Raw genomic sequence first — 19,666 nt, 5'->3', positions numbered from 1 at the left:
CCGTCGACCACGCTCCGGATGAGCCCGCGGCGGGCGGCGGGCATCACCCTCACCCCGCGAGCGGCAGCGGCTTCGTGGCGGCAAGCTGCGTGCCCCCCTTCCGCTCGAGCAGGCCCGGCGGCGGCACCGGCGCCTCGATCGTGCAGACCACGCCGTCGGGCTCGTAGAGCAGTTCGACCTTGCCGGCGAGTTCGCGGGCGAGGCTGCGCTCGATCAGGCGCGAGCCGAAGCCGCGCCGTGTCGGCGGCGTGACCGGCGGGCCGCCGCTCTCGCTCCAGCGCAGGGAAAGGGAGAGTTCCGGCCGGCGCTGTACGGTCCAGGTGATCGTGACCCGTCCGCCCTCCCTGGAGAGTGCTCCGTACTTCACGGCGTTGGTACCGAGTTCGTGCAGGGCCATGGCGATCGACAGAGCCAGCCGCGGCGCGAGCCGCAGGCGCGGGCCCGAGACGGCGAAGCGCGAAGCCTCGCCGTCGGCGGCCTCCAGCGGGCGGATCGCGTCGGCCACCACCGTCTTCAGTTCGGCGCCCTCCCAGCTCTCGCGGGTCAGCACGTCGTGGGCGCGGGCGAGCGCCAGCAGCCGCGCCTCGAAGGCGGCCTTGGCCACCTGCGCCTCCTCGCCGTCGAGCCCGCGCAGGGATTGCATGGCGATCGACTGCACGGTGGCGAGCGTGTTTTTCACCCGGTGGTTCAACTCGTTGATGAGCAGGCGCAGATGCTCCTCGGCCCGCTTGGCGTCGGTGACATCGACGTTGCACCCGGTGAAGCCGAGGAAGGTGCCGTGATCGTCGAGCCGCGGCACGCCCTCGCAGCGCAGCCAGCGGATCTCGCCGTTGCGATCGATCACCCGCATCTCGGCCCGGAACGGGTGGCGGTGCTCGAATGCCTCCTGGAACGTCGCGCGGAAGGCCGGCAGATCCGGCGGATGCACGATCGATTCCCAGCCGCCGCCGGCCATCTCCGTGGCGGGGCGGCCGAACAGATGATCGAAATGCATGTTGGCGAAGACCACTTCGCCGGTCTCGTCGGTCATCCAGATCAGGGCCGGCGCCGAATCGGCCATGTGGCGGAAGCGCGCCTCGCTCTCGCGCAGGGCCGCGAGGCCGCGCTGGGTCTCGGCGAGCGCCCGGTCGCGCTCCTCGGAGCGGGTGCGCAGCCGCAGGGAGGCTTCCGAGAGCACGTCGGCGAGGCGGCGGATCTCGTGGATCGGCGAGGCGACCCGCGGGATCGCCTGCCCGCGGGCGAGTGCCGGCCCCGATGCTGCGAGCTGGCGCAGCGGCTTCGAGACCCGTGACCAGAGATGAACGGCGAGCACCGAGGAGGTGGCGAGCACGAGAAGTCCGAAGCCGCCGAAGGCCCAGATCCAGCGCCGCAGCCGCGCATCGACCAGCTCACGCGGGATGCTCGCCCCCACGGTCCAGCCGTTGAGCCGCGAGCGCGCCTCGACCACGGTGACGGGCTTGAAATTGCGGTCGCGCCCCTCCCAGACGCCGGGCGTGCCCGTCATCGTCTGGCGCAGGGTGGCGAGCCGGGGCTGCCCCACCACGCCCGGCATCTCGGGCAGGCGCGCGAGCACGATGGCGTCACGGTCCGAGACGCCCGTGACCCAGCCCCGGACCTGCTCGCGGGCGAGGATGCCCGCGATGCGATTCAAGGGCACGGCGAAGCTGAGGATGAACGCGACGCCATCGTCGATCCGCACGGGCACCGCGACGACGTAATGCGCCTGATCCGGCATCGCCCCCGCGAGATATCCCGTCACCATCGAGCGCTGCCCGCTGTCGATCAGTTCGCGGTCGATCGGCAAGGTGGTTACCGGCAGGGGCGCCCCGGGTTTCAGGGCCGTGTTGACGATCTGCTGCCCGTCCGGACGGCGCAGCACGAGATCGAGGCCGATCGCCTCGCGCACCAACCGGGCCTGATTCTCGAAATTGGCGAACTCGCCGTCCTTGAGCCGCGGCGAGGTGGCGAGCGTCTGCAGCACCGAGACCAGCCCGGCTGTGTCGCGGTCGATCGACAGGGCGATCCCGCGCACATTCTCCCGGGCGTCCTGCTCGAAGCGGGCGCGCTCGGTGGCGGCGTAGCGGGTCAGCAGGATCGCGGTGAAGATCAGGCCCGGACCGATCAGCGCGATCACGAGCATGATCAGGTAGAACTGCGTGGAGAAGCCACGCTGGCCGAGCCGGGAGAGCATGCGTCGGATCAAGGCGTCCCGCGGCTTCGCACGAAGGATTTTGAGGGTGGCGCCCGCCCATCATGCCCCACCGCGGGGCCGCGTGCCAACTGCCCCGCCTCAGTCCTCCTGCCTCGGCCGATCGACGTGACCGAGATCCCGCCCCGGATCGAGCCGGTCGCGCACCCGCTGCTTGAGCGCCTTCACATCGGGGAAGCCGCCGTCGCGCACGCGCTCCCAGATGACCTCGGACTCGACCTCGATCACGAACACTCCGCCCGTCCCGGGGCGGAGGGCGACCTCGCCGAGATCGTCGCGGAAGGTCGAGAGGAGCTCCTGCGCCATCCACGCCGCACGCAGGAGCCACTGGCACTGCGTGCAGTAGGTGATGGTGATGCGGGGACGAGCGGGAGCAGGAGCGGGCGCATCGTTCATGACGGGTACGCCGCCGCAATCGGAGGCGGATTGTCAAGCGAGGGACGGAAGAGGAGCGCTCACGCCGAATCCGACCCTTCCCGCCGCGGTCCGCGCCCCCTATCTCCCGCAGCAGCCCCTGCCGCCAAGCTCGCTCCGGAGATCGCCCGCCATGTCCCTCGCCTTCAGCCCCGCGGCGCCCGCCCGCACCAGCGTGCTTGGACGGATCATGTCCGCGCTCGCCGCGCTCTGGCTGGCGACCTGTCTCTCGGGCTGCGGCGCAATCAACCGGGTGCCGAGCCTGGAGGAGCAGGCGAAATCCGCCTGGAGCGAGGTGCAGAACCAGTACCAGCGCCGGGCCGACCTGATCCCGAACCTCGTCGAGACCGTGAAGGGCTACGCCAAGCAGGAACAGGAAACGCTCACCCGGGTGACGGAAGCCCGGGCCAAGGCGACCAGCGTGCTGGTCGATGCCTCGACGGTCAACGACCCAGAGAAGTTCAAGCAGTTCCAGGACGCTCAGAACCAGCTCTCGGGGGCGCTCGGGCGGCTCCTCGCCTCGGTCGAGGCCTATCCTGATCTCAAGTCCAACCAGAACTTCCTGGCCCTGCAGTCGCAGCTCGAGGGCACGGAGAACCGGATCGCCGTGGCGCGGCGCGACTACATTCAGGCGGTCCAGGCCTACAACACCGAGATCCGCACCATCCCCGGCCGCTGGATCGCCTCGTGGTTCTATCCCGAAGCCAAGCCGATGGAGACCTTCACCTCGACGCCGGGCGCCGAGCGCGCACCGAACGTGAAGTTCTAGCCCCCGGCGCGTGCCTCCGTGGTGATGACACGTCCCGGCCGGATCGCTCGGCGCCCTGCGGCCGGCGTGCTGCCGGTCCTGTCGCTCGCATGCCTGATCTGGGCCATCCTCGCCGGGCTCGCTGCCGCGGCCGATCCCGATTTCCCCAAGCTCACGGGACGGGTGGTGGACGCGGCCGGCATCCTCTCGCCTGAGGCGCGGACGCGGATCGACGGCAAGATCAAGGTGCACGAGGACAGGACCGGCGACCAGCTCGTCGTCGCCACCGTGCCGAGCCTTCAGGATCTCACGATCGAGGACTACGCCAACCGTCTCGCCCGGAGCTGGGGCATCGGCCAGAAGAAGACCAATAACGGCGTGCTGCTGCTGGTGGCGCCGAAGGAGCGCAAGGTCCGGATCGAGGTCGGCTACGGGCTCGAAGGGGCGCTCACCGACGCGCTGTCGAAGACCATCATCACCAGCGCGATCACGCCCCGCTTCCGCCAAGGGGACTTTTCCGGCGGGATCGAGGCCGGGGTCGACGCCATCCTGCCGATCCTCGCGGGCGATGCCGACGAGTGGCAGCGCCGGGCGCCGGTGCGGGCGGACGCGGTCGATCCCGTCACGGTGATCTTCTGGATCATCGTCATCATCGCCCTCGTCGTCGTGCTGACGCGAATGAGCGGGGGCGGACGCGGAGGCCGCGGCGGCGGCTTCGTGGTCATACCGGGACCGTCGGGCGGATGGAGCGGCGGCTTCTCGGACGGCGGCGGCGGCTTTTCCGGCGGGGGCGGTTCGTTCGGCGGCGGGGGGGCCTCCGGTGACTGGTAGCGCGCGAATCCTCGATATGGCCGAGCGGGAGCGGATCGCCGCGGCGATCGGCCGGGCGGAGGCCGGCACCGCGGGCGAGATCATCGTGCTCGTGGCCGCCCGCGCCGGGCTCTACCGCTCCCCCGGCCTGGCCCTCGCGCTGGTGGTCGCCCTCGCCCTTCCCTGGCCGTTGATCCTGCTCACCGATCTCGGCGCCGGGCAGATCGCGCTGGCCCAGGCGGTCGGCGTGCTCGCGACCCTGCTGCTGACCCTGAACGAGAGCCTGCGCATCGCGCTGACGCCACGGCGCTGGCGCCGCGAGCGGGCGCACGCTGCCGCCCGCCGGGAATTCTTCGCTCACGGTCTCACCGGAACGCGGGGGCGCACCGGGGTGCTGGTCTACGTCGCGCTGGCCGAGCGCTACGCCGAAGTCGTGGCCGACAAGGGGGTGCGCTCCCGCGTCGAGGAGGCGCAGTGGCGCGCCATCGTCTCCGATCTGCTCAGCGCCGCCGGGCGCGACGCGCTCGGCGAAGGACTCGTCGCGGCGGTGGAACGGGTCGGGGCGGTGCTGAAGGCCGAGCTGCCCGGCTCCCATAGCGACAACCAGCTGCCCAACCGGGTGATCGTCCTCGATTGAGGCGCCAAGCCTACCCGTGACCCGCAGCGGAGCGCAGAGCTCAGGCGGCGCTCCGAACGACCGGCTCCGTTCGCCAGTCGATCACCCACTTGAGACGCTCGCCAGCGCCGCTGCCAAGGCACCAATCTCATCCAACGGGAGGGGTGACGCATCATCATAGATGTTACTGCGGACGCCGATCGAACGCGGGCCTGTGTGTTCCCCGCAACTGGCATCGCAGGAAAAATTGCGCCAAACAGAACCGTGTAAGGCCGCCTGCATCAAGAATGCGGCCAATGACGGAGTGAGGCGTCGCATGGGCGCGATACAGAAACACGGGCCTTGGGCCCTCGTCGGGGCATTGGGTGCCGCGGCACTGGCGGTGGTCGCCACACAGAGGGGCGAGCCGATCAACGCCCTGTGGGTCGTGGTCGCCGCAGTCTGCGTCTACCTCATCGCCTACCGCTACTACTCCCTCTACATCGCCGACAACGTCATGCGCCTCGACCCGAAGCGCGAGACGCCGGCTCATCGCCACAACGACGGCCTCGACTACGTTCCCACCAACAAGTCGGTGCTGTTCGGCCACCACTTCGCGGCCATTGCCGGTGCCGGCCCGCTGGTCGGCCCGGTCCTCGCGGCGCAGATGGGCTACCTGCCCGGCATGCTGTGGATCCTCGCCGGCGTCGTGCTCGCGGGCGCAGTGCAGGATTTCATGATCCTGTTCATCTCGATGCGCCGCGACGGGCGCTCGCTCGGCGAGCTGATCCGGGCCGAACTCGGGGTGATCCCCGGCGTGATCGCCCTGTTCGGCACCTTCATGATCATGGTCATCCTGCTCGCCGTGCTGGCGATGGTGGTGGTCAAGGCGCTGGCCGAGAGCCCCTGGGGCACCTTCACCGTCGGCGCGACGATCCCGATCGCCCTGCTGATGGGTCTTTATGCCCGCTACATCAGGCCGGGTAAGGTCGGCGAGGTCTCGATCATCGGCTTCGTCCTGCTCATGGCCGCCATCGTCTACGGCGGCCAGATCGCCGCCGACCCGTACTGGGGCCCGGCCTTCACCTTCACCGGCGTGCAGCTCACCTGGATGCTGATCGGCTACGGCTTCGTCGCCGCGATCCTCCCGGTCTGGCTGCTGCTCGCCCCGCGCGACTATCTCTCGACCTTCCTCAAGATCGGCACCATCGTCGGGCTGGCCATCGGCATCGTCTTCGTGGCGCCGCACATGCAGATGCCGGCGATGACGAAGTTCGTGGACGGCACCGGTCCGGTCTGGGCCGGCTCCCTGTTCCCGTTCCTGTTCATCACCATCGCCTGCGGCGCGGTCTCGGGCTTCCATGCCCTGATCTCGTCGGGCACGACGCCCAAGCTCGTCGACAACGAACTCGACACCCGCTTCATCGGCTACGGCGGCATGCTGATGGAGAGCTTCGTGGCGATCATGGCGCTGGTCGCCGCCTGCGTCATCGAGCCGGGCATCTACTTCACCATGAACTCGCCGGGCGGCCTCGTCGGCACCACCCCCGAGAGCGCGGCGGCGGCGGTGACGGCGCTCGGCTTCCCCGTCGGCGCGGACGTGATCGCCCAGACCGCCAAGGATGTCGGCGAGCACTCGATCATCTCCCGCACCGGCGGCGCCCCGACGCTTGCGGTCGGCATGGCCCACATCATCTCGTCGGCCATCGGCGGCAAGACGATGATGGCCTTCTGGTACCACTTCGCGATTCTGTTCGAGGCGTTGTTCATCCTGACCGCGGTGGATGCCGGCACCCGCGCCGGGCGCTTCATGCTGCAGGACCTGCTCGGCCTGATCTCGCCGACCTTCAAGGACACTGCGTCCTGGGGGCCGAGCGTGGTCGCGACCGCCCTCTGCGTCGGCGCCTGGGGCTTCTTCCTCCACCAGGGCGTCACCGATCCCCTCGGCGGCATCTACACCCTGTGGCCCCTGTTCGGCATCTCGAACCAGATGCTGGCCGCAGTGGCGCTGACCCTGGCGACCGTGGTGATCTTCAAGATGAAGCGCGAGCGCTACGCCTTCGTCACGATCATCCCGACCGTGTGGCTGTGCATCTGCACCCTCACCGCCGGCTGGCAGAAGATCTTCTCGCCCGACCCGAAGATCGGCTTCCTCAGCCATGCGGACCGGTTCGCGAAGGCGATCGCCGAGGGCAAGGTGCTGGCACCGGCCAAGAGCATGGACGACATGCACAAGATCGTCTTCAACGACCGCATCGACGCGGCGCTCGCCGTGATGTTCGTCGGCCTCGTCGTGGCGATCGTCGTCTTCGGGGTGATGGCCTGCGTCAAGGCCTACCGCGCCGACCGCTGGACGGCGCTCGAAGCCGATCCGAACCTCGCACCGGCTGAGTGAGGCCGACATGACCGGCACCGCTGCATCGTCTCAGAGCTTTCGCGATCGCCTCCGGGCCTTCAACAAGTGCGTCTGCGACGGCGCGCGGCTGATGGTGGGTCAGGGCGATTACGGGACCTATGTCGCGCATATCAGCAAGACCCATCCTGACCAGACGCCGATGACGGAGCGCGAGTTCTTCCGCAATCGCGAGAACGCCCGCTTCGGGGTCGGCAATACGTCGGGCTTCCGCTGCTGCTGAGCCGCAGCCTGCCCGGAACGCTGACCACCCTTGGACGACGAAAATGCCGGAGAACGCCGGGCCTTGATCGAGGCCCGGCGTTCTTCGTTCGTGGTCCGGGCGCATCGTGGCGGCAGCCGAAGGGGGACGGCTCAACCCTTCGCGTTATACGGCTCTTCGCCGTCCGGACGACTTGGCTCGGCTGTCTCCCTCTCGGTTTTCCGCCCCTTGCCTCGGGTCATCTCACCCGCGTCCGCGCGGTGCGGAGCCACCAGCAACCGGACGGCGCTGGGTCGCTCTCGGCGCGGAGCGGTCATTCGAAGTCCATCCGCAGCCGTATGAGGAAAAGTTCGGCACGTGAGCCGAGCAACACCCAAGCCTGAACTTTGACCGGATCACCGCTCGCCAAGGGCGGCACCGGAAATGATTTTCACGTGAAATTAACCATGAACGGCACCGCTGGCCTCTAACCACGCATGCTCCCAGATCGCCCGCACTTATAACAAAGATTGTAGCCCCTGCGCCATTGCAACGCACTCGCCGAGGATTCTAGTCTCCGCCGCGACGAGGGGGACCACGACGATGAATCAAGCTGAGGGCGTGCCGAGCCCGGCTCCGGCGCGGACGGGAGAGATCGCGTTCGATCGAAGGGCACCGGGCCTTGTCGGCATCGTGGTCAAAGGCTTCCTGCTCTCGCTGATCACCTTCTCGATCTACCGGTTCTGGTACATCACCAACCTGCGGCGCTTCTTCTGGAGTCGCACGGTCGTCGCCGGCAGCCCGGCCGAGTATCTCGGCACCGGCAAGGAGCTGTTCCTCGGCTTCCTGGTGGCGCTCGCCATCCTCGTGCCGATCTACATCCTCTTGTTCGTCATCGGCCTCCTGAGCCCGATCCTGGCCACGCTCGCCGCGCCGATCTCCTTCATCGGCCTGTTCGTCCTCGGGCAATACGCGCTGTTCCGCGGACGGCGCTACCGCGCCTCGCGCACGCGCTGGCGCGGCATCCGCCTCGGCCAGGACGGGTCGGGCTTCGCCTATGCCGGCCTCGCCAGCCTGTGGTGGCTCGGGACCATCGTCAGCCTCGGCCTCGCCTTCCCCTTCATGCGCGCGGCCCTGGAGCGCTACCGCATCGACCACACCCTGGTCGGCCAGAGCCGGATGCGCTCGACAGCGACCGGCCGCTCGATCCTGATGCCCTGGATGATGTTCTATATCGTCGCGCTGCTGCCGATCCTGGCGAGCGTCCTGGCGCTGCTGGCGGCGAGCGGCTTCGACGTCCCGACCGACCTGCTGATCCAGGATCCGGCGAGCGAGAAGAGCAAGCTCATCTTCAACCCCGACTACGCGGATACGCCGCTCGTCTACTACGCCGGTGCCGTCGGAATCGCCGCCTCCGTGTCGATCCCGCTCGCATTGTTGCTGATCCCTTACTATCGCGCCCGTGAAACCCGCACCTTCCTCAATGCGGCCCATCTCGGCGCGGCGCGGCTGAACTCCTCGCTCAAGGCGCGCCAGTTCTACTTTCCCTATCTCGTCTACATGCTGGCCCTGATCGGCTTCATCCTCGTGCTGGGCATCATCCTGGCCCTGCTCGTGCCACTGATCGCCACGAACGGAGAGAATGCGGGCATCCACGCCTTCGTCATCGTCTCGACCGTGCTGCTCTATCTCGGCGCGATCCTCGGCACGAACGTGCTCTACGTCCGCATCGTCAGCGTGCGGCTGTGGCACGCGGTGGCAACCACCATGCAGATCGAGAACCTTCCGGCGCTGGAGGCGGTGCTCGCCTCGACCCGCGCGCCGGCGAGCGGCCTGAACGAGGGATTGGCCGACGCGCTCGATGTCGGTGGCGCCCTCGAAATCGGTTTCTAACGCGCCGATGGAGGCGATCACCACCACGGGCACCTTCTTCGACGGGATCAGCGCCCGGCCCCGGTCGGTGACGCTGCGGCTGACCTTCCGGCTCGACATCGTCGGCGAGGACGTCGCCCGCGACTGGAGCCTGCTCGATCTGCGCGCCGCCGATGCGGCCGCGCCCCTGATGCGGGTGAACCACGCCCAGGGGCCGGAGAGCGTCGAGTTCGCCGATGAAGCCTTCGCACAGGCCTTGATGGCGCGCTGCCCCGACCTGAACCGGACCGAGGGCGGAAGTGGCGTCACCCGCCTCGTGCTCTGGTCGATCGCCGCCGGCCTGTCCGTGCTGCTGACCGCGATCTACGGCGTGCCGGCGGCGTCCGGCCTGCTCGCACCGCTGGTGCCGCAGGCGATCGAGGCGCAGCTCGGGCGCAGCGTCGATGGGCAGATCGTCACCCTGCTCGACGACCCACCGCTCTGCAACGAGGCGGCGGGACGCGCCGTCCTCGACCGGCTGACGGCGCGGCTCTCCGAGGGCATGGCACTTCCGGTGGCGCCTCAGGTGAGCGTGCGTCGCCACAAGATCGCCAATGCCCTCGCCCTGCCGGGCGGCCGGGTGATCCTGCTCTCCGACATCATCGCCAAGGCCCGGAACGGCGATGAGCTGGCCGGCATCCTCGCCCATGAATTCGGCCACGTCGCCGCGCGCGATCCGATGCGCTCGGTGATCACGGCGGGCGGCACCTCGTTCCTGCTGAGCCTCGTGCTCGGCGACCTCACCGGCTCGACGGTGCTGGTGACGGTAGGCCAAGCGGCGATCTCGGCCGGCTACTCGCGCGACGCGGAGCGGGCGGCGGATGCCTACGCGGTGGCGGCCGTGAAGCGGGCCGGCGGCGACGGCGCCGCGCTGGCCGCGATTCTGGAGCGCATCACCGACGCGGACGACGAGAAGCCGGATGGGATCTCGTTCCTGCGCTCCCACCCCTTCACGGCGGAACGGGCTGCGCGGATCCGGTCGCTGGCGGGCGAGAAGCCGACCGGATCAGGCATCCTGTCCGAGGCCGAGTGGAAGAGCCTTCAGGGCCTCTGCCCGGAGCCGGCCAAACCGGAGAAGGCAAAGCCGGAGAAGACGAGGCCGAACGACGGGAAGTCGCCCACGCCGACCGAGAAGCTGTAGGCCGATCTCCGGCCAAGCGGCTCATATCAAGGCCACGCGGGGTCATCGCGAGCCTCGGCGATGCGTGCGCACAGCGCGATCGTTCCGGGAAAGGCAGCACCCTAGATTTCCTCGGCTCCGCCTCCTGATAACCGGGGCGGGAGCGAGACCGGGAGTCAAAGGCCTTCGGGGGCGGCAGGGCGGACGCCCGCAAGGGGACGGCAGACGCCGCCCCCTCTTTCAGGGCCGGATCAGACGATCGGGCGCGGCAGCTTGCAGCTGTCGAGGGCGTTCAGCGCCTTCGCGCGGGCCGTGTCGTTGAAGTAGCCGGTGGTGCGGTAGGAGGCGATCTCGTCCTTGTCGAGGGCGGACAGGGTGCGATCGGCATAGCAGCCGCAGGGGGCGGCGAGCGCGGCTTCCTCGACCTTCTGCAGCTTGGCCTGGGTGACGGTGCAGGCGTGGCGAACGCGGCCGGTGAGATTGCTCTTCGTGGCCGTCTTCAGCGCCGGATCGGGCACGTAGCCTTCGAGCGAGGTGTACTGCGTCGAGCGGCCGGCGGAGTTGCAGGCGGCGAGCAGGGACACGAGGCCGGCCGCGACGAGCAGGCGGCCGGTGCGCGAAAACGTGGAGCGCATGGAGCGAAAATCCGAAGAGAGACGGGAAATCGTCGATCGTTTCCGTTCTTCGGTCCGCCCGCCCCGCGCCGCTAGGGCAGGAGAGTCACACTCGGCCGGATTGCGCCCTTCCCGCCCCCGCGGGGTCAGCCTCGCGCAAGCTTGAATCGGTCTCTCGCCGGCCCCGCGATCCGGGGCCGGCGAGGGAGCGCCTTAGGCGGCGATGTCGGCGTCCTTGAAGAACTGCGCGATCTCGATCTTGGCGTTCTCGGCGCTGTCGGAGCCGTGGACGGTGTTCTCGCCGACCGACTCGGCGAACTGCTTGCGGATGGTGCCGTCGGCGGCCTGGGCCGGGTTGGTGGCGCCCATCACTTCGCGGTACTTGGCGACGGCGTTCTCGCCCTCGAGCACCTGCACGACCACCGGGCCGGAGGTCATGAACTCGACGAGCTCACCGAAGAACGGGCGCTCCTTGTGCACCTCGTAGAACTTTTCCGCCTGCTCGCGGGTCATGCGGATGCGGCGCTGACCGACGATGCGCAGGCCGGCGGCCTCGATCACGGCGTTGACGGCGCCGGTGATGTTGCGGCGGGTCGCGTCGGGCTTGAGGATGGAGAAGGTGCGCTCGTTGGCCATGGTCCGGTCCGGTTCGTTGGAGAAAGGGGTCGCGCGACGCGCTGGATGAGAGCGGACTCGAAAGCCGCCCGAGAGGCTGCCGGCGCGCCGGGCTTATAGCGACGGAGCGGAGGCTCCTCAACCAATCGGCGAGCGGGCATCCTCGCGACGGACCGGCCGAGGGCAAGCGCGGCCATTTTCGGCCTTGCCATGGCTTCAGCGCAACACTGCCGAAAAATCGCCGGATTGCGCGGGCTGAATCGATGGACGGTCCGCCTGCCCCGGCTCGCCGCCGGGGCGATCCCTTCTCCGCAAGACTCAGGCCCGAATCCGGGTCCAGCCTCAGGAGCCAATCCATGCGCATCGCCCTCGGTCTCGCCGCCCTGCTGGCCTCCAGCTCGGCCTTCGCCGCCCCCAAGGACCTCTCCGGAACGTGGCTGACGGGAGACGGGCGCGCCAAGATCCGCATCGACCGCTGCGGCCCGAGCGGCGGGAATGCCTGCGGCAAGGTCGTGTGGCTGAAGTCTCCGACCGACGATGCCGGCGCACCGCGCACCGACGTCAAGAATCCCGATCCGAAGAAGCGGGTGCGGCCGATCATCGGCCTCACGCTCCTCGACAACCTCAAGCCCGACGATGCGGGCTTCGCCGGCGAGATCTACAATGCCGACGAGGGCAAGATCTATCAGGTCAGCCTGGAGCGTGAGAGCGATGCCGAGCTGAACGTGCAGGGCTGCATGCTCAAGGTGCTGTGCGGATCGCAGACCTGGACCCGCGTGCCTGACGTGAACCAGCAGGCCGCCGCGGCTCCGGTCGAGGCGCTGGCCAAGCCCGCGAAGGGCGCCAAGCCGGCCAAGCCGGCCGTCGCTCCGACGGAGTGAAGCGCGCCGCGAACCGACGCCTCGGGCATGGAAAAAGGGCGCGGCCTCGCGGACGCGCCCTGAAGTTTGCCTAACCTGATGGGGGTCACGGCTCCTCCGAGCTAGGGCCAAGCTTCGGCCCGGCAAGGGGCAGGATGGGACGAATCGACCGCGATCGGTCCCGCGCCGGCCCTCATCCCCAGACCCTCATCCCCAGGCGCTCATCCCCGGCCTTCGGCCCTGCCGACACGAGCGTCATCGTCCTGTCGGATGTTTCGGCTTCTCCCTGCCATCGTGGCGCCAGGGCCACCGTTCCGAAGCCTCTGCTTCGACGGGGCTCGGGCGGATTGCGGCGGCAATAACATCTGCTAGGCCGCGTGTGGGATCACGGCGGGGGCTGGCGCAGGTGTTCAAGGGGCGCGCAGGGAAGATCCGGACACGGGCGGCCGCCTCGGTCGTCCTCGTCGCTGTCTTCGGCCTCCATCCTGCCGCGGCACCGGCTGCCGACCTCGCCGACCCTGCCGGATCCCGCGTCCTCGACTGGTCCGGTTTCTATGGCGGGCTCCAGGGAAGCGCCGGCGCCTCGTTCGGCACCTACGATTTCGGACCGACCACGATCGGCCCGCGCCGGGTCCGATCCATCGCGACGGGGGACGCCACCGGCAGCCGCGACCTCGGCAGCGACGCCACCACGGTGGCGGGCGGCGCCTTCGCCGGCTGGACCTGGCAGGACGGCGCCTTCGTCTACGGCATCGAGGCCGATCTCGCCGGGACCAATCTCAAGCGCGGCGCGCGCTCCGACGCGACGGGCTTCGGCTACGAGGCGATCGATCCGCCCTTCGCCCTGATCCGCGAGAAGACGGACGTGTTCGGCGCCGCCCGTGCCCGGGTCGGTTACGCCTTCGGCAACAACCTGATCTACGTGACCGCTGGGCTCACAGGTGCCAACGGGCGGGTTCTCGCCACCTATCCCGATCTCGCCGGGAGCCCGGCGGCGACCGCCATGCGCGACGTCTCCTATCTCGGCTTCACCCTCGGCGCGGGCGTGCAGTTCGCGGTCGATCCGCATCTCTCGCTCGGGATCGACTACCGCTACAGCGACCTCGGCGAGAGCCGCCGCTTCGGCCTCGGCACGCTGCCGGGCCCGGATGGCGGGCCGGTGACGACCCGCACCGGCTTCGTCTCCAACAAGATGATGGCACGCCTGATCTGGCACCCGCAGGCGCTCAGCCTGGTGCCGGAGGAAGAGGACGAGGCCCCGAAGGACGCCCGCTTCTCGCTGCACGGCCAGACCACCTTCGTGAACCAGGGCGTGACCGGCTTCCGCTCGCCCTATCGCGGTCCGCAGAGCCTCGTCCCCGACCAGGCGCAGGCGACGACGACCGCAACGCTGTTCCTCGGTCTCAAGCTCTTCGAGGGCACGGAGATCTACTACAATCCGGAATTCAGTCAGGGCTTCGGCCTGTCGCGCACGCTGGGCGTGGCCGGCTTCGTCAACGGCGAGGCGCAGAAGGCGGGCGCCCCCTTCCCGAAGCTGCGCTCGAACCGCTACTTCGTGCGCCAGACCTTCGGGCTCGGCGGCGAGACCGAGGCGGTGCCCGACGGACCGAACTCCATCGCCGGCACGCGCGACGTCGAGCGCATCACGGTGATCGCCGGCAAGTTCGCGCTGGGCGACTACTTCGACGGCAACGTCTACGCCCACGACCCGCGGGTCGACTTCATGAACTGGGGCCTGTGGGCCTCGGCCGCCTGGGATTTTCCGGCCAACCTCCCCGGTTTCACGCAGGGCGTGATGGTCGAGTACAACCGGGCGGAGTTCGCCGTCCGCGCCGCCTACACGCAGGTGCCCAAGGAGCCCTCGTCCGACGTGCTCGACCCGCGCGTGTTCGAGCGGGCCGGCGCCGTCGTCGAAGTCGAGGAGCGCCACGTCCTGCCGGGGCTCGACCAGCCGGGCCGCCTCCGCCTCGGCCTGTTCTCGAATGTCGGCAACACCGCGAATTTCCGCCAGGTCGTGGCGCTGACCCAGGCCGGCGCGTTCCCCGACATCAACACGGCGGTCGCGGCGACCCGGGAGCCCCGGCGCAAGAGCGGCGCCTACATCAACCTCGAACAGGCGCTCACCCCTGATCTCGGCCTGTTCGCGCGGGCGAGCGTCAATGACGGGCGCAATGAGAACCTATCGTTTACCGACATCGACGGCTCGGTCTCGGGCGGCCTGTCGCTCAAGGGTACGGCCTGGGGCCGACCGCAGGACACGATCGGCTTCGGCGCCGCGGCGAACCGGATCTCGCCGTCGCACCGCGCCTATTTCGCCAACGGCGGCCTGGGCCTCCTGATCGGCGACGGGCGCCTCGACCGCTACGCGCCGGAACGGGCGGTCGAGGTCTACTACGCGCTGAACCTGACGAAGGCGGTGACGATGTCCTTCGACTACCAGCATGTCGAGAGCCCGGCCTATAACCGCGACCGCGGCCCGGCCGACTTCTTCGGGACGCGCCTGCACACGGATTTCTGAGAGCCGTCCCATCACCCCCAACGCCCGAGCGGACATCGCCGGCTCGCGGCCTGCGACCGCCTTCGGGGCTTGCGGAAGGATACCGAGCCTGGAGCGTCCCGCGCCGCTCTCGCACCACCCTCGCGCCGCGGCACGCTGCTCCCCATATGAGGGCCTGTCGAGGACGTGCCCCTGCCCTTGCGCTTCCGCCGGTTTGGCGTGATGCCGCCGGACCGGCCGTTCTCCCGCCCCTTTCTCTCAGCCCGACACGGAGAGCCCATGAGCTCCGGACACGCCTCTTCCTCCATGCCGCCCATGCCCTCGCTCGAGGGCGGCGACGACGCCGTGCTGCCCTTCGCCGTCGAGGCGCTGGATCTGCGCGGTCGCGCGGTGCGGCTCGGACCGTCGATCGACACGATCCTGCGCCGCCACGGCTATCCCGACGCCGTCGCCCGGCTGATCGGCGAGGCGGCGGCGCTCACCGTGCTGCTCGGCGCCTCGCTCAAGCTCGAAGGCCGCTTCCAGCTCCAGACCAAGACGGACGGGCCGGTGAACATGCTGGTGGTCGATTTCGAGGCGCCCGACCGGGTGCGCGCCACCGCCCGCTTCGACGCGGACCCGGTGGCGGCCCTCGGTCCGAAGGCGCGCGCCGCCGACCTGATGGGCCGGGGCCACCTCGCCATGACCATCGACCAGGGTCCGACCCAGAGCCGCTATCAGGGCGTCGTCGCGCTCGAAGGCCAGAGCCTGGAGGAGGCGGCGCACCAGTATTTCCGCCAGTCCGAGCAGATCCCGACACTGGTTCGCCTCGCCGTGGCCGAGCAGATGGAGGGGGGCGAGAGCCGCTGGCGGGCGGGCGGGCTGCTGGTGCAGTTCCTGCCCACCTCACCCGACCGGATGCGCCAGGCCGACCTGCCCCCCGGCGACGCGCCGGAGGGCCACGAGATCCTCACCGGCGCACCCGCCGAGGACGACGCCTGGACCGAGGCGCGCAGCCTCGTCGGAACGGTGGAGGATCACGAACTGGTCGATCCGGCGGTGTCGAGCGAGCGGCTGCTCTACCGGCTGTTCCACGAGCGCGGCGTGCGGGTGTTCGACGCGCAGACCGTGGTCGAGCGCTGCCGCTGCTCGCAGGAGCGGGTGATGGGCATGATCCGCTCGTTCTCGGCCGAGGAGCGTCGGGACATGGTGGCGGATGACGGCACCATCGCCATCACCTGCGAGTTCTGCTCACGCCGCTACGTGCTCGATCCGGCCGAGGTGGAGCGGGAGATCGCCGCCGCGCCGGGGGCGTGAGAGGACCGACACGGACGCCCTCGGCGGAGCGGGACGCGATCGTATTCGATCGGACGAGCGCACGGCCGCGTCCACAACACCGGTGGAAACGACGGGAGCGAAACCGAGCCTCCGGCAATCCGGTCGCGTCGTGCGTCCTCTCCGATCGATCGGTTCAGCCCTGCGGCGGAGCGGTCCGCCGCGGCGGTGCGCCGCTGCGGCCGGAGGGTGATGCGCACGCGGCATCCGGATCGCTCCGCGCCGCGGGCGGCCGCTGAAAATGCCCCTGTCGACGTCCAGGGCTGGACAATGAAAACGTTCTCACAAGCGTGATGCTGTTTGGACTCTCTCCATGTTAAGGGGAGCGCGGGCCCCGATCTTGCGGGCCTGCCGTGCCGTCGAAATCCGAACGAGGCGAACGAGCCATGCCGGAGCTTCACCCCGAGGTCGCCGCGGTCACCGAACGCGTCATCGCGCGCTCCCGCGACAGTCGCCGCGCCTATCTCGACCTGATCGAGCGCGAGAGGGAGGCGGGCGTGCACCGCCCGACGCTCGCCTGCGGCAACCTCGCCCACGGCTTCGCGGCCTCCGGCGAGGACAAGCCGGCGATCATCGCGGGCCGCGCCATGAACATCGGCATCGTCACCGCCTACAACGACATGCTCTCGGCGCATCAGCCCTACGGGCGCTATCCGGAGCAGATCAAGATTTTCGCCCGCGAGGTCGGCGCCACCGCGCAGGTGGCCGGCGGCACGCCTGCCATGTGCGACGGCGTCACCCAAGGCCAGCGCGGCATGGAGTTGTCGCTGTTCTCCCGCGACACCATCGCCCTCTCCACCGCGGTGGGCCTGAGCCACGGCATGTTCGAGGGCGCGGCCCTGCTCGGCATCTGCGACAAGATCGTGCCGGGCCTGATCATCGGGGCGCTGCGCTTCGGCCACCTGCCGATGATCCTGATCCCGGCCGGGCCGATGCCTTCGGGGCTCGCCAACAAGGAGAAGCAGCGCATCCGTCAGCTCTACGCCGAGGGCAAGGTCGGCCGTAAAGAGCTGCTGGAGAGCGAATCGGCCTCCTATCACGGGGCCGGCACCTGCACCTTCTACGGCACGGCCAATTCCAATCAGATGATGATGGACGTGATGGGCCTGCACATGCCCGGCGCCTCCTTCATCAATCCGGGCACGCGGCTGCGTCAGGCGGTGACGCGCGCGGCGGTCCACCGGCTGACGGAAATCGGTTGGAACGGCAACGATTACCGTCCGCTCGGGCGCTGCATCGACGAGCGTGCGATCGTCAACGCCATCGTCGGCCTGCTCGCCACCGGCGGCTCGACCAACCATGCGATCCACCTGCCGGCCATGGCGCGGGCCGCCGGCATTGTCATCGATTGGGAGGATTTCGACCGGCTCTCCGGCGTGGTGCCGCTGATCGCCCGGGTCTATCCCAACGGCGCGGGCGACGTGAACCACTTCCACGCGGCCGGCGGCATGTCCTACGTCATCGCCGCGCTGATCGATGCGGGTCTCCTGCACGACGACATCCTCACGGTCGCGGGCCGCAGCCTGCGCGATCACGCCCGCGACCCGAAGCTCTCGGGGGACGGGGACGAACTCACCTTCGAGGAGGCACCGGCCGAGCCGCTGGACGACACGATGCTGCGTCCGCCCGCGAACCCTTTCCAGCCGGATGGGGGGATGCGGCTGGTGAAGGGCAACCTGGGACGGGCCACCTTCAAGACCAGCGCGGTCGACCCCGAGCGCCGCACCGTCGAAGCCCCGGCCCGCGTCTTCTCCGATCAGGACGAGGTCATCGCCGCCTTCAAGGCCGGCGAACTGGAGCGGGACGTCGTGGTGGTGGTCCGCTTCCAGGGACCGCGCGCCAACGGGATGCCGGAACTGCACAAGCTGACGCCGCCGCTGGGGGTTCTGCAGGACCGCGGTCACAAGGTGGCGCTCGTCACCGACGGGCGGATGTCGGGCGCCTCCGGCAAGGTGCCGGCGGCGATCCATCTCAGCCCCGAGGCCATCGGCGGCGGTCCGATCAGCCGCATCCGCGACGGCGACATCATCCGCCTCTCGGCGGAGGACGGGCTGCTGGAGGTGCTGGTCGATCCGGCCGAGTGGGACCGGCGCGAGGACGCGGTTCGGCCTCCGGACGGCCTCGGCACCGGCCGCGAACTGTTCGCCTTCATGCGCCAGGGCGCCGACGACGCCGAGCGCGGCGGCTCGGCGATGCTGGCGGCGGCAGGGCTCTGAGGCATCCGACGACCCGCCCGACGCCGAACCGACACCGGAGGAGACCCCGATGAGCACCATCGACGCGCTGATGCGCTCCGTTCCCGTCATCCCCGTCCTGGTGGTGGAGGATGCCTCCGACGCGGTGCCCATTGCCGAGGCCTTGGTCGGCGGCGGGCTCACTGCCCTCGAAGTCACGCTCCGCACCCCTGCGGCGCTCGATGTGATCCGGGCGATGTCGAGCGTCGAGGGTGCGGTGGTCGGTGCCGGCACGGTGCTGAACGCGCGCGATCTCGATGCCGCCATCGGGGCCGGCGCCAAGTTCATCGTCAGCCCGGGCCTGACGGCGCCGCTGACGGAGGCCGCCATCAACTCGGGCGTGCCCTACCTGCCGGGGGTCGCGACCGCCGCCGACATCATGCGCGGCCTCGATCACGGACTCGACCGCTTCAAGTTCTTCCCGGCCGAGGCCGCGGGCGGGCTCAAGGCGCTGAAGGCGCTGGCCGCCCCCTTCGGCCAGGTGCGCTTCTGCCCCACGGGCGGCATCACCGAGGCGACCGCGGGCGAGTGGCTCGCCCACCCCGCCGTGCTCTGCGTCGGCGGAAGCTGGGTGGTGCCCGCGGGCAAGCCCGACCCGACGGCGATCCGACGCCTCGCCGAGGCGGCCGCGACGCTGCGCGCCGGCCGCTAGGGGACCCGTCCGGGCGGCGGCGACCGGCCGGTCACGACGCCCCTCTCCCGATTCCGGTGCGGCCAGAGGTCCCGTTCGACGCCCGGCTCCACGCCGCGTTGACCCGCGGCTCACGCCGCCCGGTGCCGAACCGCCGCGGTGGGTGCGCGGGCGCCCCCCGGCGTCACGGCCCCGCCATGACGAAGACGAATCGCATCGGACCTGTCGGGAGCGTGGGCCGCTCCACGCGCTTCGATGCGTTGCGAAAGTGAATCCTTCGCAAGAACCCCCATGAACGCCGTGGCCTTTTGGCCACAGCGTTTCCGTGTTTTACAGACTACATGTATTCTAATCTGCGAAAACCGCCGTATTGCCCAATAATTTAGTGGTCTCTCGAGAGTTATTCCAATCAAAAATATAGATTTTGTCGTTTGTTATAATACCTGACCCGCTTGATCCCCGTCGAACGATGCCGTCAAGAGCGCAAAGGTGACGGAACG

16 protein-coding genes are annotated in these 19,666 nt (G+C 69.5%); 12 read left to right on the top strand and 4 right to left on the bottom strand.

Annotated elements, in window-relative coordinates:
- Positions 1-49: 49 nt before the first annotated feature.
- Together HNR01_RS24060 and HNR01_RS24055 are read right to left on the bottom strand one after the other, a co-directional pair.
- On the bottom strand, positions 50-2,191 hold the full coding sequence (locus HNR01_RS24060; protein WP_153875529.1) for a sensor histidine kinase: 2,142 nt from the start codon (positions 2,189-2,191) through the stop codon (positions 50-52).
- Between the two features lie 99 nt (positions 2,192-2,290).
- Positions 2,291-2,605 carry an Rdx family protein gene (locus HNR01_RS24055; RefSeq protein WP_183670322.1) on the bottom strand — a complete coding sequence of 105 codons (315 nt, stop codon included), beginning with the start codon at positions 2,603-2,605 and terminating at the stop codon, positions 2,291-2,293.
- Positions 2,606-2,756: 151 nt separating this feature from the next.
- Between HNR01_RS24055 and HNR01_RS24050 the strand changes: the two genes are divergently transcribed.
- From HNR01_RS24050 to HNR01_RS24020, 7 genes are all read left to right on the top strand, one after another.
- Positions 2,757-3,392, top strand: coding sequence for a LemA family protein (locus HNR01_RS24050; protein WP_183670320.1), 636 nt, complete (start codon positions 2,757-2,759; stop codon positions 3,390-3,392).
- 24 nt (positions 3,393-3,416) lie between these two features.
- Positions 3,417-4,202 carry a TPM domain-containing protein gene (locus HNR01_RS24045; protein WP_183670350.1) on the top strand — a complete coding sequence of 262 codons (786 nt, stop codon included), beginning with the start codon at positions 3,417-3,419 and terminating at the stop codon, positions 4,200-4,202.
- Positions 4,192-4,818 carry a TPM domain-containing protein gene (locus tag HNR01_RS24040; protein ID WP_183670318.1) on the top strand — a complete coding sequence of 209 codons (627 nt, stop codon included), beginning with the start codon at positions 4,192-4,194 and terminating at the stop codon, positions 4,816-4,818. Before HNR01_RS24045 ends, HNR01_RS24040 begins: the two co-directional genes overlap by 11 nt.
- Before the next feature lie 295 nt (positions 4,819-5,113).
- Positions 5,114-7,171: a carbon starvation CstA family protein gene (locus HNR01_RS24035; RefSeq protein WP_183670317.1), complete on the top strand. Its 2,058-nt coding sequence runs from the start codon at positions 5,114-5,116 to the stop codon at positions 7,169-7,171.
- A gap of 7 nt (positions 7,172-7,178) precedes the next feature.
- On the top strand, positions 7,179-7,412 hold the full coding sequence (locus HNR01_RS24030; RefSeq protein ID WP_183670315.1) for a YbdD/YjiX family protein: 234 nt from the start codon (positions 7,179-7,181) through the stop codon (positions 7,410-7,412).
- A gap of 561 nt (positions 7,413-7,973) precedes the next feature.
- A complete protein-coding gene (locus HNR01_RS24025; protein ID WP_183670313.1) occupies positions 7,974-9,263 on the top strand; it encodes a YjgN family protein in 1,290 nt (429 codons plus the stop codon).
- A gap of 7 nt (positions 9,264-9,270) precedes the next feature.
- Entirely contained in the window at positions 9,271-10,422 is a 1,152-nt protein-coding gene (locus HNR01_RS24020; protein WP_183670311.1) for a M48 family metallopeptidase, read from the top strand.
- A gap of 230 nt (positions 10,423-10,652) precedes the next feature.
- Here the strand turns inward: HNR01_RS24020 and HNR01_RS24015 are convergent, their stop codons facing one another.
- A complete protein-coding gene (locus HNR01_RS24015) occupies positions 10,653-11,036 on the bottom strand; it encodes a hypothetical protein (RefSeq protein ID WP_017485369.1) in 384 nt (127 codons plus the stop codon).
- Positions 11,037-11,228: 192 nt separating this feature from the next.
- Entirely contained in the window at positions 11,229-11,651 is a 423-nt protein-coding gene (ndk, locus tag HNR01_RS24010) for a nucleoside-diphosphate kinase (protein ID WP_017485368.1), read from the bottom strand.
- Between the two features lie 335 nt (positions 11,652-11,986).
- On the opposite strand from ndk, the gene HNR01_RS24005 reads away from it, so the two are divergent.
- From HNR01_RS24005 to eda, 5 genes are all read left to right on the top strand, one after another.
- Entirely contained in the window at positions 11,987-12,511 is a 525-nt protein-coding gene (locus tag HNR01_RS24005) for a DUF2147 domain-containing protein (RefSeq protein WP_183670309.1), read from the top strand.
- A gap of 385 nt (positions 12,512-12,896) precedes the next feature.
- The gene (locus tag HNR01_RS24000; RefSeq protein ID WP_183670307.1) at positions 12,897-15,008 is read left to right on the top strand and encodes a carbohydrate porin; all 2,112 of its coding nucleotides are present in this window, start codon (positions 12,897-12,899) and stop codon (positions 15,006-15,008) included.
- 258 nt (positions 15,009-15,266) lie between these two features.
- The gene (locus tag HNR01_RS23995; RefSeq protein ID WP_183670305.1) at positions 15,267-16,283 is read left to right on the top strand and encodes an Hsp33 family molecular chaperone; all 1,017 of its coding nucleotides are present in this window, start codon (positions 15,267-15,269) and stop codon (positions 16,281-16,283) included.
- A 404-nt stretch (positions 16,284-16,687) separates the two neighbouring features.
- Complete coding sequence (gene edd, locus HNR01_RS23990; RefSeq protein ID WP_183670303.1) at positions 16,688-18,517, top strand: phosphogluconate dehydratase; 1,830 nt, start codon at positions 16,688-16,690, stop codon at positions 18,515-18,517.
- Positions 18,518-18,566: 49 nt separating this feature from the next.
- Positions 18,567-19,187: a bifunctional 4-hydroxy-2-oxoglutarate aldolase/2-dehydro-3-deoxy-phosphogluconate aldolase gene (gene eda, locus HNR01_RS23985; protein WP_153875537.1), complete on the top strand. Its 621-nt coding sequence runs from the start codon at positions 18,567-18,569 to the stop codon at positions 19,185-19,187.
- Positions 19,188-19,666: the final 479 nt, after the last annotated feature.

The sequence above is a fragment of the Methylorubrum rhodesianum genome, from assembly GCF_014199985.1.
In the GTDB taxonomy this organism is placed as follows: domain Bacteria; phylum Pseudomonadota; class Alphaproteobacteria; order Rhizobiales; family Beijerinckiaceae; genus Methylobacterium; species Methylobacterium rhodesianum.
This window is presented reverse-complemented; position numbering and strand designations above follow the sequence as displayed.